This window comes from Mesobacillus jeotgali (assembly GCF_014856545.2).
GTDB lineage: Bacteria > Bacillota > Bacilli > Bacillales > Cytobacillaceae > Mesobacillus.
In genome coordinates this window covers 1,268,064-1,283,829 of sequence record NZ_CP109811.1, presented here as the reverse complement: position 1 = coordinate 1,283,829, position 15,766 = coordinate 1,268,064, and the positions used below count along the sequence as shown (strand labels likewise).

General features: G+C 43.1%; 11 protein-coding genes. 2 read left to right on the top strand and 9 right to left on the bottom strand.

Annotated features, from left to right (window positions below; genetic code table 11):
* Window positions 1–11: 11 nt before the first annotated feature.
* The 3 genes from FOF60_RS06360 to FOF60_RS06350 all read right to left on the bottom strand — a co-directional run bounded on the left by FOF60_RS06360 (window position 12) and on the right by FOF60_RS06350 (window position 3,878).
* The gene (locus FOF60_RS06360) at window positions 12–854 is read right to left on the bottom strand and encodes a sugar ABC transporter permease (protein ID WP_192473041.1); all 843 of its coding nucleotides are present in this window, start codon (window positions 852–854) and stop codon (window positions 12–14) included.
* A gap of 1 nt (window position 855) precedes the next feature.
* Window positions 856–2,139 (bottom strand): carbohydrate ABC transporter permease, encoded by a 1,284-nt coding sequence (locus FOF60_RS06355; protein ID WP_192473042.1) that lies wholly within the window; start codon window positions 2,137–2,139, stop codon window positions 856–858.
* Window positions 2,140–2,600: 461 nt separating this feature from the next.
* Window positions 2,601–3,878 (bottom strand): sugar ABC transporter substrate-binding protein, encoded by a 1,278-nt coding sequence (locus FOF60_RS06350; protein WP_192473043.1) that lies wholly within the window; start codon window positions 3,876–3,878, stop codon window positions 2,601–2,603.
* Window positions 3,879–4,263: 385 nt separating this feature from the next.
* Here FOF60_RS06350 and FOF60_RS06345 point away from each other — a divergent pair, with 385 nt between their 5' ends.
* Window positions 4,264–6,024 (top strand): alpha-glycosidase, encoded by a 1,761-nt coding sequence (locus FOF60_RS06345; protein WP_192473045.1) that lies wholly within the window; start codon window positions 4,264–4,266, stop codon window positions 6,022–6,024.
* Between the two features lie 240 nt (window positions 6,025–6,264).
* Complete coding sequence (locus FOF60_RS06340) at window positions 6,265–7,626, top strand: MATE family efflux transporter (RefSeq protein ID WP_192473046.1); 1,362 nt, start codon at window positions 6,265–6,267, stop codon at window positions 7,624–7,626.
* A 163-nt stretch (window positions 7,627–7,789) separates the two neighbouring features.
* Here FOF60_RS06340 and FOF60_RS06335 read toward each other — a convergent pair whose 3' ends face one another.
* The 6 genes from FOF60_RS06335 to FOF60_RS06310 form a co-directional block, all read right to left on the bottom strand.
* Window positions 7,790–8,848 carry a tartrate dehydrogenase gene (locus FOF60_RS06335; protein WP_192473048.1) on the bottom strand — a complete coding sequence of 353 codons (1,059 nt, stop codon included), beginning with the start codon at window positions 8,846–8,848 and terminating at the stop codon, window positions 7,790–7,792.
* 190 nt (window positions 8,849–9,038) lie between these two features.
* Window positions 9,039–11,009: a TRAP transporter permease gene (locus tag FOF60_RS06330; protein WP_192473049.1), complete on the bottom strand. Its 1,971-nt coding sequence runs from the start codon at window positions 11,007–11,009 to the stop codon at window positions 9,039–9,041.
* A gap of 57 nt (window positions 11,010–11,066) precedes the next feature.
* Window positions 11,067–12,107 (bottom strand): TAXI family TRAP transporter solute-binding subunit, encoded by a 1,041-nt coding sequence (locus FOF60_RS06325; protein WP_192473050.1) that lies wholly within the window; start codon window positions 12,105–12,107, stop codon window positions 11,067–11,069.
* An 88-nt stretch (window positions 12,108–12,195) separates the two neighbouring features.
* The gene (locus tag FOF60_RS06320; protein ID WP_251613911.1) at window positions 12,196–13,254 is read right to left on the bottom strand and encodes a DctP family TRAP transporter solute-binding subunit; all 1,059 of its coding nucleotides are present in this window, start codon (window positions 13,252–13,254) and stop codon (window positions 12,196–12,198) included.
* Window positions 13,255–13,430: 176 nt separating this feature from the next.
* Window positions 13,431–14,090: a response regulator gene (locus tag FOF60_RS06315; RefSeq protein WP_192473052.1), complete on the bottom strand. Its 660-nt coding sequence runs from the start codon at window positions 14,088–14,090 to the stop codon at window positions 13,431–13,433.
* Complete coding sequence (locus tag FOF60_RS06310; protein ID WP_192473053.1) at window positions 14,068–15,609, bottom strand: ATP-binding protein; 1,542 nt, start codon at window positions 15,607–15,609, stop codon at window positions 14,068–14,070. The genes FOF60_RS06315 and FOF60_RS06310 overlap by 23 nt, the downstream gene beginning before the upstream one ends.
* Window positions 15,610–15,766: the final 157 nt, after the last annotated feature.

Below are 15,766 nucleotides of genomic sequence, written 5' to 3'. Positions count from 1 at the left end.
GCCCTAATAGATTATCCTTTTGTTCCTCCTGCCGTCAAACCAGAAACAAAGTATTTTTGGAATGACAGGAACAGGATGGCAATCGGTACCGCGATTAAAACTGCACCAGCAGCGAACGTCGTGAATTCTGCACCGAACTGTTTGGCCACCATATCATATAGACCAACAGCAAGTGTGTATTTTTCTTCTGTTCTTAAAAGGATTCTCGCAAGAATGAAATCACCGAATGGAGCAATGAACGCGAACAATGCTACAACCGCAATGATTGGTGTCGCAAGCGGCATAACGATCTGGAAGAAGATCCTCAAGTGGCCGGCACCGTCCATTTTTGCTGATTCATCAAGTTCTTTAGGAATCGTATCAAGATATCCCTTCATTAACCAAGTATTCATCGGGATTGCGCCCCCAACATATACAAGGATCAAGCCTAGATGAGTATCAAGTAACCCAGTCAATAATGCAAGGATGAAAATCGCGATCAAGGCTGCAAAGTTTGGAATCATCTGCAGGATCAGGAATGTCATCAAGCTGTTTTTACGGCCGATGAAACGGTAGCGTGAAAATGAATAAGCCGTCAGGCTGACAAGGATGACTGTAAACACCATTGTCAGTACACTTACCTTCAGCGAATTCCAGTACCAGTATAAGTACGCGCTTTGACTGGTATCGAAAAGCTCCTTATAGTGAGCAAGCGTGGCATTTTCCGGAATGATGCTAGAACCGGACAAGCTTTGCCCCGGATTGAACGATGAACCGACAATCCAGAGGAGCGGGTAGATAATGATTGCAAACATAGATAAGATCACAAGATACGTTAATGTCAGTCTGAGATATTTCTGTCGTTTGATACTCATATTACATCATATCCTCTTCTTGGAATGATTTCGTTCTCTTGAACTGCCACAAAGCTACTCCAATAACGATCAATGAAAGGAGCATTGTGATGGCAGCAGCTTTGGAATATTGCGCAGATGTCATCGTGAGGCTGTAAATCCACGAAATCAGGATATCTGTGCCGCCGGCATTTGCGCCTGGCACAGCAGGTCCGCCGCCATTAAAGAGATAAATAATATTAAAGTTATTGAAGTTGAACGTGTATTGCGTAATCAGGATTGGCGCTGTAGCGAAAAGCACAAGCGGCAATGTGATGTTCTTGAACTTCTGGAAGTTTGTCGCACCGTCCACAGTCGCTGCTTCGTATAATTCTTCTGGAATGGATTGAAGAACACCAGTTACCATTGCGAAAATGAACGGGAATCCAAGCCATGTTTGAATCATGATCAACGCGATTTTCGTGTACATTGCCTCTGTCATCCATGGAATAGGATCGATTCCAAATAAGCCAAGAATGTCACGGTTGATAGCACCGAATGATTCGTTGAACATACCAGCAAATACAAGGATTGATACGAATGCTGGTACAGCCCAAGGTAAAATGAACACTGTACGGATGATTGCCTTTCCTTTTACATCCTTCTGGTTTACAAGAATCGCCAGGAACATTCCCAATGCAACCTGGAAAGTAGTTGCGACGAATGTCCAGATGATTGTCCATGAAAGTACGGAGAAGAATGTCTGACGCCAAGATTCTAATTGGAACAAATCAAAGAAGTTCTTCAGTCCGACCCAGTCAACTAATTTTGCCGGCGGTGAATGGTACAGATCATAGTTAGTGAATGCCAGCAAGACTACGAATAGAATTGGGAATACAACTACGAAGATCAAAAGCAGGAATCCCGGTGACATGATTAAGTATGGGAATCCATTATCAATTAAATTGTTGTATTGCTCCTTAACAGTACTAAGACGCTCTCCCATGTCTCTTTTTAAGCCAGTCTTATAAGCATCGTTTAAGTTAAATAGATAGAAACCGATTCCAAAGATCAGGACAATCAGTGCCAGGATCCCTTCAACCATCAAGAAGATGGAGTGATCACGAGGCGTCTGCTCTCCGAGTGTAAACAGTCCCCATAAACCCATGTTGAGCAGGTCTGCGAACACTCCGAAGAATGCACCGGTCAAAATTAAGAATGCGATTCCTTTTAAATATTGTTTGTTGTATAGCTGTCCTAGCCCTGGAATAATCGAAAGGGCTGTTGCTATTCTGCGGTGGTTGGTTTGATAGGACTTCTCTTTCATCCTATATTCCCCTTTCTCTTTCTATGTTTTTTTAAGGCACCTCGTGTAAGCCGCTATTCATGCTAACTTTATACCATTACCAGATCAAACAGCTACTTTTACATAGAGGCTTGATAGAGAATGGACAAAGCATTGGCGAAAGCTGCAATCCTTGCGAAGAGGCCTTGGTAAAAGCATCAGATGCTTTATGAGAACGAATACATTGTTTCCCTTAATGGAATACCTGCTCGAGACAACACTATTTATTGTATCGATTTTTCCTGTTTTCACTCTCATGAAGCACCTGATCAACTTATCTCTATTCTAGCGCAACCGTTTGCTCAATGAAAGACTTTTTTACTGCAGTTTTCGTAAACTTTGTGACTTTTCACATACCGGTTACGAAAACACAGAAAATGGAATAAATTACTGGAAAATATAACAGTACCCCCCAAGGGAGGTACTGCTATACCTTATAACTATTATTTTGCGTGGTTTTGCTGGATGTTTTGCTCGATTTGTTTTACAGCTGAATCAAGAGCTGCTTGTGGTTCCGCTTTACCTGTTACAACAGTTTGCAATGCGCTAGCCATTGGTGCCCAAACTTCGCCCATTTCTGGGATGTTCGGCATTGGAACTGCGTCTTGAGTCTGTAGTGCAACAGCTTTAGCACCTTCGTTTTCAGCGATTGCTGGGTCGTCAACTAGAGCTACGTTAGTTGGAACTTCTCCAGTTTGCTCGAAACGGTACTTAGCATTTTCGTCATTTGTAATGTACTCAAGGAACTTTGTAGCCCATTCCTGGTTCTTAGAGTAAGAAGAAACGTGCCAGCCTTTTACACCCATGAAAGTCTTCATTGGTGTACCATCAGCAAATTTAGGGAATGGAGCTGCACCATAATCGATACCAGCATCTTTCATGCCGCCAAATGCCCATGGTCCGTTCATAACAGAAGCTACTTTACCTTCGTTGAAAAGTCCGTCCATAGCAGAACCGCCGTTTTCGCCGATGATTCCGTTAGGGAATAGTCCTTCAGTATACCATTTCTGGATGTACTCAGTACCTTTTACTGCACCTTCGTTGTTCAAGCCAAGATCTTGAGGGTCAAGAGCGCCGTCTTTTTCCCCGAATACATATCCGCCGTTACCGCCGATTGGAGCGTGTGCAAAGTAGAAGTTATCCCAAAGTGCAAGGAAACCATACTTGCCGTCTTTAGTGTTAGTTTTTGCGAATTCGTAAAGATCTTCCATTGTAGCAGGAACTTCAGTCATAAGAGCTTTGTTGTAAATGAATACTGGAGTTTCAGCAGACTTTGGAAGTCCGTATAATTTACCGTCGAAAGTTTGTGCTGAGATTGAAGACTCAGAGAAAGTGCTCTTCACATCGTCGCTTACATTTAGTTCAGCGATATGTCCCTGAACTGCAAGCTCACCGATTTGGTCATGTGGAAGAGTGATGATGTCCGGGCCAGTTCCCGCAGGACCGTCAAGACGTAATTGTTCTTTCATTTTTGTAGCCATTTCTACTTCTTTGAAATCGATTTTGATTCCGTGTTCTTTTTCGAAGTCTTCAGCTACTTTTGTAAGCCAGCCAGACTTGTCTTTGTCTTCCCAAACTACTAGCTTCTCTGGTTTAGAAGCGTCTTCTGTTTTCTCACCGTTGTCTTTTGAACCTGTGTTTTCTTCTTCTTTAGGTCCACAAGCAGCAAGTGCGCCAATCATTAAGACCAGCATCATGAAAATTGACAATGCCTTTTTCATGTGTATACCCCTCCTAAAAATGTGTAATTGCTTTTTATTGTGCAGATAGTATTCCAATCTGTGCAAACGTTTGTAATTTAGTTTGCAACTCTATGAAAACGATTGCACAACCTACTTCTTATTATAAAGACTTAAATCTTTTTGACAACTAATTTTTTTATTTTTTTTTTAAAGTCAGCTGAAATCATTAAAGTTTTGTGAATCAGCTTTTTATTGATTGACATTTCAAAATGAGTGTTCTACCCTTGTTTTAATCTTGATATGTTGCTGCTCTTTCCGTTAAAATTTCATCGAATAGAGCAAAACTATCATTTAATTAGTTCACTCTATAATTTTCTGGAACTTCGCATTATCAGCAATTTAATATGAAAGGAATGGTTTCCACTTGTTAAAAGAAGCGATCTACCACCGTCCTAAAGACAATTATGCATACGCTTGCACTAATGAAGAATTACATATTCGCATTCGCACAAAAAAAGATGATATGAAAGAAGTTTCCCTTCTGAATGGTGACCCATATGACTGGCAGGATGGTAAATGGATGACCAATACCGTTCCTATGATTAAAAGCGGTTCAGATCAATTATTCGATTATTGGTTTGTTGCTATTAATCCTCCTTTTCGCAGGATGCGTTACGGATTTATTTTAAATGATGGCAGTGAAACAGCTTGTCTTACTGAAAAAGGGTTTTACGATGAACCTCCATTGGATGATACCGGCTACTATTTTGCCTTCCCTTACCTTAACAATATTGATGTGTTCCGTGCTCCATCATGGGTTAAAGATACTGTCTGGTACCAGATTTTCCCTGAACGCTTTGGCAACGGTGATCCATCCAATGACCCAGAAGGTGCTTTGCCGTGGGGCAGCGCTCCTCCTGAAAGGGATAACTTCTTTGGCGGCGACATCCAGGGTGTAATCAACAATATCGACTATCTTGCCAACCTCGGCATCACCGGTATTTATTTTACGCCTATTTTCAAAGCCTATTCCAACCATAAATACGATACAATTGACTACATGGAAATCGATCCTCAATTCGGGGATAAAGAAACGTTAAAGAAGCTTGTACAGGTATGCCACGAGCATGGCATCAAGGTTATGCTGGATGCAGTCTTCAACCACAGTGGGTTCTACTTCCCTCAGTTCCAGGATGTTCTGGAAAAAGGTGAGGAATCTCCTTATAAAGACTGGTTCCATACTAATGTATTTCCGCTAGTAATGGAGCCAAGACCGAATTATGACACTTTTGCCTTTGAAAAATCGATGCCTAAGCTGAATACCGAAAATCCTGAAGTGATTGAGTATCTGCTTGAAGTTGGGCGCTATTGGGTGCGCGAGTTTGATATTGATGGCTGGAGGCTTGATGTGGCCAATGAAGTCGATCACTCTTTCTGGAGGAAATTCCGTTCTGAAGTGAAAGCAATCAAGCCTGATCTCTACATTCTCGGAGAAATCTGGCATGATTCAATGCCATGGCTGCGAGGCGACCAGTTCGACGCTGTCATGAACTATCCGTTCACGACTAATATCTTGAACCTGTTTGCCAAAGGGTCCATTACAGTAAAAGAATTTATTGAAAACATGACAACCGTCAATCATATGTATCCGAAAAACGTTAATGAAGTTGCCTTCAACTTGATTGGCAGTCATGATACACCGAGAATCCTGACCGAATGTGGCGGTGACGAAGACAAAGTTAAACAGATTTTCACCATACTGCTTTCATACATTGGGACACCGTGTATCTATTACGGTGATGAAATTGGCATGAGCGGCCCGCAGGATCCAGGCTGCCGCGAATGCATGAAGTGGAACGAAGAAGACCAGAACAAGGACATGTTTGCGCACGTCCAGAAAATGATCCAGCTTCGCAAAGAGTATCCGCTTCTGGCCAATGAAGGTGAACTTCACTTCATTCCTTCAGATTATAATGAAAGCTGCTTCGCCTATACGAAATCCAACGGCGAAACAACCATTTTGGTTGTCGTGAATATGAGCGATAAGGAAGCAAGTTATCATCTGCCATTTAATTTAAAAGGCAAAAAAATCACAAATATCTATACTGGCGAAGAATATGCTGCTGAAAGCGATGATCTTACAGCCAAAATCGACGCCAACGGATTCGCATTGTTCGAATTTTAAAGACAGCATCCCCCTTTCCTCCATTGGAAAGGGGGTTAATTTTTATCTTCTTACTTTTCAAGGGGACAACCCTATTAACCGATCCGGCATTCTCCCAGAATCCAACGAAATATATAGTCCGCTTTCTGAATATGTATTTTTCAGAATTAAGTTTTTTCGGAAAACGAATCTTTTTCACTTCAAATTCTACATATAGTCTGTATAATTAAGGAATTGAATGACAACTTGGAGATGTAAAACATGAAAAATAAAACAGCTAAACTATCGCTTTTTGCCATTACATGGCCACTTTTTATAGAAATTCTTCTATATATGCTGATGGGAAATGCGGATACGCTGATGCTTTCCCAGTATTCGGATAATTCCGTGGCTGCTGTCGGGGTATCCAACCAGATCCTTTCGATGGTCATTGTCATGTTCGGCTTCATTGCAACAGGGACTGCTATTTTGGTTGCGCAGAACCTTGGCGCAAAAATGGATGATGATGCCCGTGAAGTTTCTGCGGTTTCGATCGGCGCAAATCTGGTATTTGGCCTGGTTCTGAGCGCGGCCGTTTTCATTTTTAGCGAGCAATTACTCCGATTAATGGATCTTCCCCCTGAATTGTTTGATGAAGCCAATTCCTATCTAAAAATTGTCGGCGGCTTTTCATTCATTCAGTCCCTGATCATGACAGTCAGCAGCATTATCCGGAGCTATGGATTTACCCGCGACATTATGTATGTCACGATCGGCATGAACGTGCTGAACGTCATCGGCAACTATTTCTTCATCTTCGGACCTTTCGGCTTCCCTGTGCTTGGGGTAGAAGGTGTGGCGATTTCAACCACTGTAAGCCGTATCATCGGATTGCTGGCCGCTATTTATGTAATGACAAAGCGCATACCTGGTTCGTTGCCATTGTCAATGCTATTCAGTTTTCCAAAAAAGCATCTGAAAAACCTGCTTAACATCGGAATCCCATCTGCCGGTGAACACTTGAGCTACAATGGATCACAGATGGTGATTACTTATTTTATCGCGGCCCTTGGAACACAGGCATTGACCGCAAAAGTTTATACTCAAAATGTCATGATGTTCATTTTCCTTTTCAGTATCGCAATCAGTCAGGGAACACAGATTTTGATTGGACATATGGTCGGCGCAAAAGAGATCGAGAATGCTTATAAGCGCGCATTAAAGAGTTTGAAGCTGGCGATTATAATTTCCATCGCTGCCGCGTTGGTTGTTTCCTTCTTTTCAAAAGACCTGCTTGGAATCTTCACGGATAATATGAGCATCATCGAGCTCGGCACCACATTGATTTTGCTCACAATCATCCTTGAACCCGGCAGATCCTTCAACCTGGTCCTCATCAGTTCACTGAGGGCCGCGGGAGACGTGAAATTCCCTGTTTATATGGGAATCCTGTCGATGTGGGGAGTGAGCGTAACACTCTCTTATTTCCTGGGGATCTATCTGGAAATGGGGCTTGTCGGCATCTGGATCGCCTTCATTGCAGATGAGTGGCTGCGCGGATTGCTCATGCTTTGGCGCTGGAGATCCAGAGTATGGGTCAAAAAATCATTCGTGCCGGATGTCCAGCCAGCAGAGGCAGAGTAAGTTATGGAGACTATGCTGCCAGCGCTTTGGATGGCGATACTGCTGCATAAGGGTACGATTATTTCACAAACATGGTTGCAATTTAAAACTCCCGGCCGGAAAGTTGAATTCCAGCCGGGAGTTTTTTAATTTTCCAATTTGGTTGATGAATCGGGGTACCAGTTTAGTAGGATAGAATCTTTGAATTAATATGGGAGATGACCTCCTGAGTATTGGAAGAACCGCCGATATCTCGTGTTTTTACACCTTCAGCTATTGATTCTTCGATTGCACGCAGGATTATTGATCCGAGCTCGTCCAGGCCAAGGTGATCTAGCATCATTTTTGCGGTCCAGAGCTGCCCGATCGGGTTGGCTATTCCGCGGCCTACAATATCCGGCGCTGAGCCATGTACGGGCTCAAACATGGAAGGATATTGCCCAGTCAGATTGATATTCGCTGCCGGCGCGATGCCAATGCTTCCCATGATGGCCGCTCCAAGGTCAGTAAGGATATCGCCAAAAAGATTGCTGGCAACGATGACATCAAAATGGTGGGCCTTCGATACTAAAAAGGCACATAAAGCATCAATATGATTGCTCTCTGTCTCAATCCCCGGGAATTCAGAGCTGATTTCTTGGAAGACTCCATCCCAGAATGGCATGCTGTGGACAATTCCATTTGATTTGGTTGCACTCGTGACTCTGCCCTTTCTGCCCTGTGCCAGCTCAAAGGCATAGCGGATTGTCCTTTCTGTCGCTTTACGGGTAAAAATCGCATTTTGAATCGCGATTTCGTCCTGACCGCTATGGATTCTTCCTCCGGATTCACTATACTCTCCTTCACTATTTTCACGGACGACAATAAAATCAAAATGATTTGGTTCTGCAAGCGGGGACTTGATCCCCTCAATATATTTCGCTGGCCTGATATTGATCACCTGCTCGCATTCACGGCGGATTTTGATCAGCAGACCCCATAAAGAAATATGGTCTGGTACAAGCTGGGGATTACCGACCGCCCCAAGGTAAATGGCATTTGTTTGCTTTAGCTGCTCAATTCCGTCTTCGGACATCATCCGGCCATGTTCAAGATAATACTCACAGCTCCACGAATGGGTTTGGTATCGGAACTTCACCCCGCCATGAAGGTTAGCGAGAGTGTCTAAGACTTGCAGTGTCGCAGGAACGATTTCCTTGCCGATTCCATCACCTGGTATTACGGATATATCTAGTTGGTTCATTTATATCTCTCCCTACTATTCGTTTTATGTACAGTTATCTTCAGATTCGCTTGCTGCAAAAACTGGCTAACAGTTAATTTCCGCTCCAGAACTCTGGCTTTCCATTACAATATGAAAAAAAGAATCAGGGAATTCCCACTAACCTGGACTCCCTGATCCCTCCATTACCAATTTGCTATAATACTTGGATTTAGACTGCCAGTGTTTTATCTGCCTCTTTTTTCACGATGATCAGCTGGACAGCAACAGCCGACGCAATGATCACAAGCGCAATTAAATCTGTCTTTAAGCCAGAATCAATTGATAGAAGGGAAGCAATGATTAGCAAAACCCTCGTGATCCAAATGGCGCGCCGTCCTGCGAACCAGCCCTGGACACTGGCTGACAGAAGGTAAATACCGATGGCTGCTGTGGTAACAGCAAGGGAAATTTCCATAAAGCTTCCTACCATCAATAATTGCGGGCTGTAGATAAACATGAAAGGCACGATGAATGCTGCAATTCCCAGTCTGAATGCTTCCACTCCCGTTTTCATCGGGTCAGTGCCTGCAATTCCAGCTGCCGCATAGGCTGCCAGAGCGACTGGCGGTGTGATGGCTGACATGACAGCATAGTAGAAGACGAACATATGCGCAAACAGCGGTTCAATTCCCAGGTTAACCAATCCAGGTGCAACAACGGAAGCACCTACGGCATAGGCAGCTGTTGTCGGCATACCCATACCAAGGAAAATCGCAATGAACATGGCGAACAAGAGAGCGAGGAATTCACTGTTTCCGGCCACTGAAAAGAGCATGGAGCTGAATCTTAGGCCAACACCTGTCAAGGCGATTACCCCGACGATAATGCCCGCGGTGGCACAAACTGCTAAGAGTTGAATTGTGTTTTTCATCCCAAGTTCTAAAGCTTCCAGGACCTTCTTTAATCCCATCCTTGTTTCCTTGCCAACCCAGCTGATAGCGAGACACGCGAGAATGCTGTATGTTCCCGACATGATGACAGAGTATCCTTTTAACAGCATTCCGATTAACAGGATGATTGGCACAAACAAGTAGGCCTTTTTCATAATGCTTTTCAGACTTGGCAGATCTTTTCTTGAAATTCCCTTCATGCCCTTTTTGATTGCTTCAAAATCGACCATGAAATATACAGACAGAAAGTATAAGATCGCTGGAATGGTCGCTGCAATAACAATCTCGCTATAGCGGATCCCGGTAATTTCGGCCATCAGGAAAGCCCCCGCTCCCATGATTGGGATCATGATTTGGCCCCCAGCCGAAGCAGTTGCCTCTGTTGCTGCAGCAAAACGGCCATTATAGCCTACTCGCTTCATCAAAGGAATCGTCAACGAACCGGTTGCAACCGCATTACCTGCTGATGTACCATTCATCATTCCCATCAATCCGCTGGAGATGACGGCTACTTTAGCCGGGCCTCCGCGCATTCCTCCAGCAAGCGTAAAAGAAAAATCAATAAAATAGCGTCCTACACCAGACATCTGCAAAAACGCACCAAATATGATGAAAAGCAAAATATATTTGGACGAAACGTCGAGCGTGACTCCGAATATACCATCTAGACCATAAATATAGGTAGTAAAGCGTTCAATACTGTAGCCGCTATGGTTAAGGATGCTTGGAAGGTACGGACCGACGAAGGCATAAAGGATGAATATACCTGCCAGGATCGGAAGCGTCCACCCACTTGTCCTCCTTGTAAGTTCAAGGACAAGCAATATTCCTGCCAATGCCACAATAAAATCCATTGTTGTCGGCAGGACACCAAATCGGAATAGCAATTGTTTTAAATTCATATATATATAGATAAAGATGCCGATGCTTGCCAGAATAAGGACCCAATCGACAATATGAATCTTTCCATTCGCTTTCTTCCACCCCGGGAAGAGCATGAAACCAAGAACCGCTCCAAACAGTAAATGCGCGCTTCGGAATAGCCATGGATCAATCGGGTGAAAGTTTAAAATATATAAATGGAACAGTGCTCCGATTACAGCAATCGTGGTGAAAAGAATCTTAGTCCAGCCAGTAAACCTTCGTGCCTCGGTGGCACTTTCGACCTGTTCCTCCTCTTCAGCTTCTTCAAGCATCTCAAGGACAGGCTTATTGATCAATTCAATTTGCTCTGTTTTTTCCTTGCTCATTTTTATACCTACCTTCTTAAATACACCTATCCCCATAAAAGGGGATAGGTTGGTATTTTACTTTTTATTCATTTCTGGCGGATAAACTGATTCCGGCAGTTCTATCCCTTTTTCCTCGTAATACTTAATTGCCCCTGGATGAAGCGGAACATCTTTATTAATCTTTATCGCTTCTTCTACAGCTTCTTCCATTGATACATGGGTTTTTACAAGCATGTCATGGTTTTCATGATAAGCTTTCACCAGGTCATAAACAAAGTCCTGATTTGCATCTTTACGCACAATTCCAAAGTTGAACATGGCAATCGTTTCAATGTCTTTATCCAAGGTAGTGTATGTGTCGGCAGGGATCGTGAACGGGAAGAAGTATGGGAACTTTTCGATGACCTTATCCCTCATTTCCCCATCGATTCCAAAGAAATTGATTTTCCTTTGAACCTCGATTTCAGATACGGCAGAAATAGGAATACCTGCAGCATATCCGATGATGTCAAGCTGGCCATCCATCTGCTGAGAAGCCATGTCACTTGCTCCAGCCTGTACATTATCAGTATCCAATCCCAAAACTTCATGAATTAATGGAACGTAGGTACCGGAAGTTCCTCCTGCCGGTCCAACACCAACACGTTGCCCTTTAATATCTTCAATTTTCTTAACCCCTGATTCTTCCAACGCCCACCAATGAATCGGTGTCGTATACATTGGGAAAACAATTCGGACATCCTCCATCTTGTTTCCGCCAGTCCATTCCCCGGTTCCTGTATATCCTTCATAAGCCGGACCAAGTGTTACCATACCGATATCCTGTTCGCCCGCCTGGGTTAATTGCATATTATGGACAGGTCCCCCTGTTACTTCAACATTAGCTGTAATATCCAGCTTTTGTTCTAATAATGAGGCTAAACCTCCGCCAACAATGAAATAAGTGCCTCCCTGTGAAGCAGTTCCAATCTTTACGGTCTTTGGATAATCCTGATATTTGATTTCAGCTGCTTCACCGCTCGTCTCGCTGCCTCCCCCATTTCCGCAGGCAGATGTCAAAACTATTGACAATCCAGCAACTGCAGCGATCGCTTTCTTTTTCCAATTGAAATTCATTGTGTATCCCCCTTATTTTTTGCTGTTTGGCTCTCAGGATATTTTGCTGGCAAATCAGCATTAACCTATCCTTTTACAAAGCCTGGTGTTAGTGTTCTGCCCCTTTGTTTCTCGGAAGCTGTTTTATAAATTCTGCTCCAAACCGGTTGGTGAATCTCTGGTAAATCGGATTGAGAGCTTCTTCCCATAATTTTTTTTCTTCTTCTGATAAATAGTGGATTTCAACACATCCACAGTTCTTCAACTCTTTTAAACTCTCATCATTCAACTTCCTGGCCATCTTCTTTTCCCAGGCAGTAACCTCCATAATGGATTCCTGAAGGATTTGCTGCACATCTTCAGGCAACTGGTCCCAGAATTCTTTTTTCAACAATACAACATACCCAAGATAACCATGATTGCTGACAGTCATATACTTCTGTTGAGAATGGATTCCTTTGCTGACGATATTGGAGTATGTATTTTCCTGGCCATCGATCTCGTTTTTCTCCAGTAATTGATATACTTCATTAAAAGAATTAGTTTGCAATTCTGCTTTCAGTTCCAGAAATTGCTGCCTGATTATCTCACTTGGCATGATTCGGAACCTTAATCCGCGGAAATCCTCAGGCTGGACCAACGGCTTTGATATATTGGTCATTTGCTTGAATCCATTTTCCCACATGCCCAAGGGAAAAAAACCTTCCCTCTCGAGCCCGTTCAATAATTTGTCTCCGACATCCCCTTCAAGATAGTCATGGACCTCATCGGTGTCTTGGAATGCGAAAGGCAAATCAAGGACCTGCCACTCAGGCACAGATGAGCTGATTTTGGCTGTAGCAGGAGCAATCATTTGGATGTCCCCCCTAAGGAGCGCATCGATTTCCTCCCCGTCCTTATAAAGATAACCATTCGGGAATACCTGGACCTCGACAAACCCGTTTGACTTCTCTTTAACCAGGCTGGCAAACTTCCTGGCAGCCATTCCTTTTGGAGTTTTTTCCCCGACGATATGAGAAAACCGGATGACAATTCTCTCTTCCCTGCTAAGCTGCTCATGATCAACTGCCACTTTCTGCGTTTGGCAAGCGGACAATGTTAAAAAAAGCAGTGGGATTACCGTAATTAAAATCATTCTTGGCTTTATTCGGAAAAGGTAATGGATCACTGGTTCGATTTGCCCCTTCCTCCATTCATGGCAAAACATTGACATTTTAATGAAAATTATTTGTCTATATTTTGATAATTCAAATTATAAAGCGCTTCCATAACACCAACAAGAAAAAGACCATAATGGTCTTTTTGGTCTTTTTGGTCTTAAAATATGAAAGACTTTAATTTCAACTATAAAAAATAATAATGGCTTGGCCGTCCAACACTTCCATATTGGATATGCACCCTAATTTTCTTCGATTGTACGAGATACTCCAAATACCTTCTTACCGTTACCCGTGCCATCCCCATGACGGATGCAAGACTTTCGGACGTAACGGGTTCGTTCTGTTCCTTCAATGCTAATAAAATCTGCTTCAGTGTTTTTTCACTTAGACCTTTTGGCAGGTATTCTGCCTGTCCCTGCATTTGTTTGAATTCGTCGATGTCTTCCTGCTTCAAGTTGGGGGAAGCATTTAATTTGTTCCACATTTTCTCGTATGCCTCGAGCGCTGATTTAAATCGGTCAAAACGGAAGGGCTTCACCAAATAATCAACCGCACCTAACCGAAAAAAATCGTGGATGGTTTGGGCATCCCTTGCTGCAGTAATCATGATGACATCCGTAGGGATATTCCGTTCTCGTATCGATTTCATTACTTCCATGCCGGATAAATCCGGCAAAAACATATCGAGCAGCACCAGATCCGGCTTTAGCTCTTGAATCTCTTTGACTGCTTCTGCCCCCAAGGCAGCTGAACCGCATAGTTGGAATAAGGGTAGCCTTTTCAGGAATCCAATATTCACATCAAGAACCATTGGATCGTCTTCAACTATATAAACTTTTATCATTCTCTCCCCTTCTTTCCACTTCAATGGTTATTTCTGTCCCTTTGTTGATTTCGGATACTATTTCGACCTTTCCACCCTGAGTCTCGACAATCTGCTTGACAAGCGCGAGACCAATCCCTCTGCCTTCTTTTGCCTTAGTGCTGAAACCATATGTGAATATATTGTTCCGGTCTTCAGGCCCGATGCCCTTCCCTTTGTCCCGTACAATAATCATCAAATGACTTACATCACCCTGCAGAAAGCATTCGACGATTTTATTCTTACCTTTTGGCGAATATGCCTCAAATGCATTTTCAATCAGATTTCCAAGGATTGTGATTATATCGCCTGGACTGAAACCATCCAAAAGGTGATGCAGATAACTCTGCCTGTTAAAATGAAAATGGATTCCAAGCTCCCGTGCCCTTGCTCTTTTTCCTAAAAGCAATCCCGAAATAGAATAGTCCGATATTGAATCCTTCAGAAATTGAATCATATCCTCTTCATCAGTTGTTTCGTCAATTATAATATTGAGGGCTTCTTCGGTCCTTTCCAATTGAATTAACCCTGCAATGCTATGCAGCTTATTCATATATTCGTGATTCTGCGCCCTTAAGGCATCCACCAGCGTTTTCACTCCTGTAAGCTCTTCAGCCAGAAGGTTGGCTTCAGTCTTGTCCACCATTGTAATGAATGAGCCAGCCGGCCGGCCCTTAACAGAAATCGGATAGAGAGATACAAGGTAAATTTTATTAAATATATTCATGCTCCTATTTACAATTTGCAGGGACTGAGTGTTATTGAGGGCTTTTGATATACTGTCATTTAAATTAGGAAGAAGCTCTGCCAGGCCATTGTCCCTGGTTATTTCTTTTTTTGAGTCATTGAACATGTATTCTTTAGCCAGACGATTCATAAAAGTAATTTTCCCGTTTTCATCAGCAGCGATAATCCCCATATCCATTGCCTGCATGACTGCAGAACGTTCCTCGACCAGCCTGGCAATTTCATAGGGTTCCAGATTAAAAGTTTGTTTCTTAATATTATTTGCCAGAAACAAAGAACCGAACAGACCAATCATCAATCCCCATATGAGAGAAAGGAAGAGATCATTCTGATACTGGGCTAAAAGAGATTGGAAAGTTGGAGTAAGAATCCCGACTACGGCTACCCCGACCTGGACAACTCCTTCTTCATCCATAATCGGGACAAAAGCCCTCACCGAATTGCCCAATGTCCCTTTCGCTTTTGACACATATTCATGTTCTGACAACGATGCCTTCTCATCCCCACCGACAAACTCCTTGCCAATAAGGCTTTCTGATGGATGTGAGTACCGGATGCGGTGCATATCTATAATTACAATATAGTCCACATCTGTAGCCAGTCTTGTCCGTTCAGCAAACGGCTGGATAATAGTTTCTCCTCCTGGCTTTCCGACATTATTTCGGATACTCGGCATTTGTGCAACTGTTCTGGCTATGGCTGTTGCCCGCTCACCAAGCTCTTTCTCGAAAGCATCCGAAATACTGTAAACCATTATTAATCCGCTGGTAAAAATAGAGCCTGAAACCACAAGAAAAGACATAATTAACATTTTAGTCCTTAGACTCATTCTCATATAAAGCCATCCTTTTGATGTACAAAATTCCTGGATATCCTGGACGATAGCGGGCTGAAATGCCCCCTTGTCCATT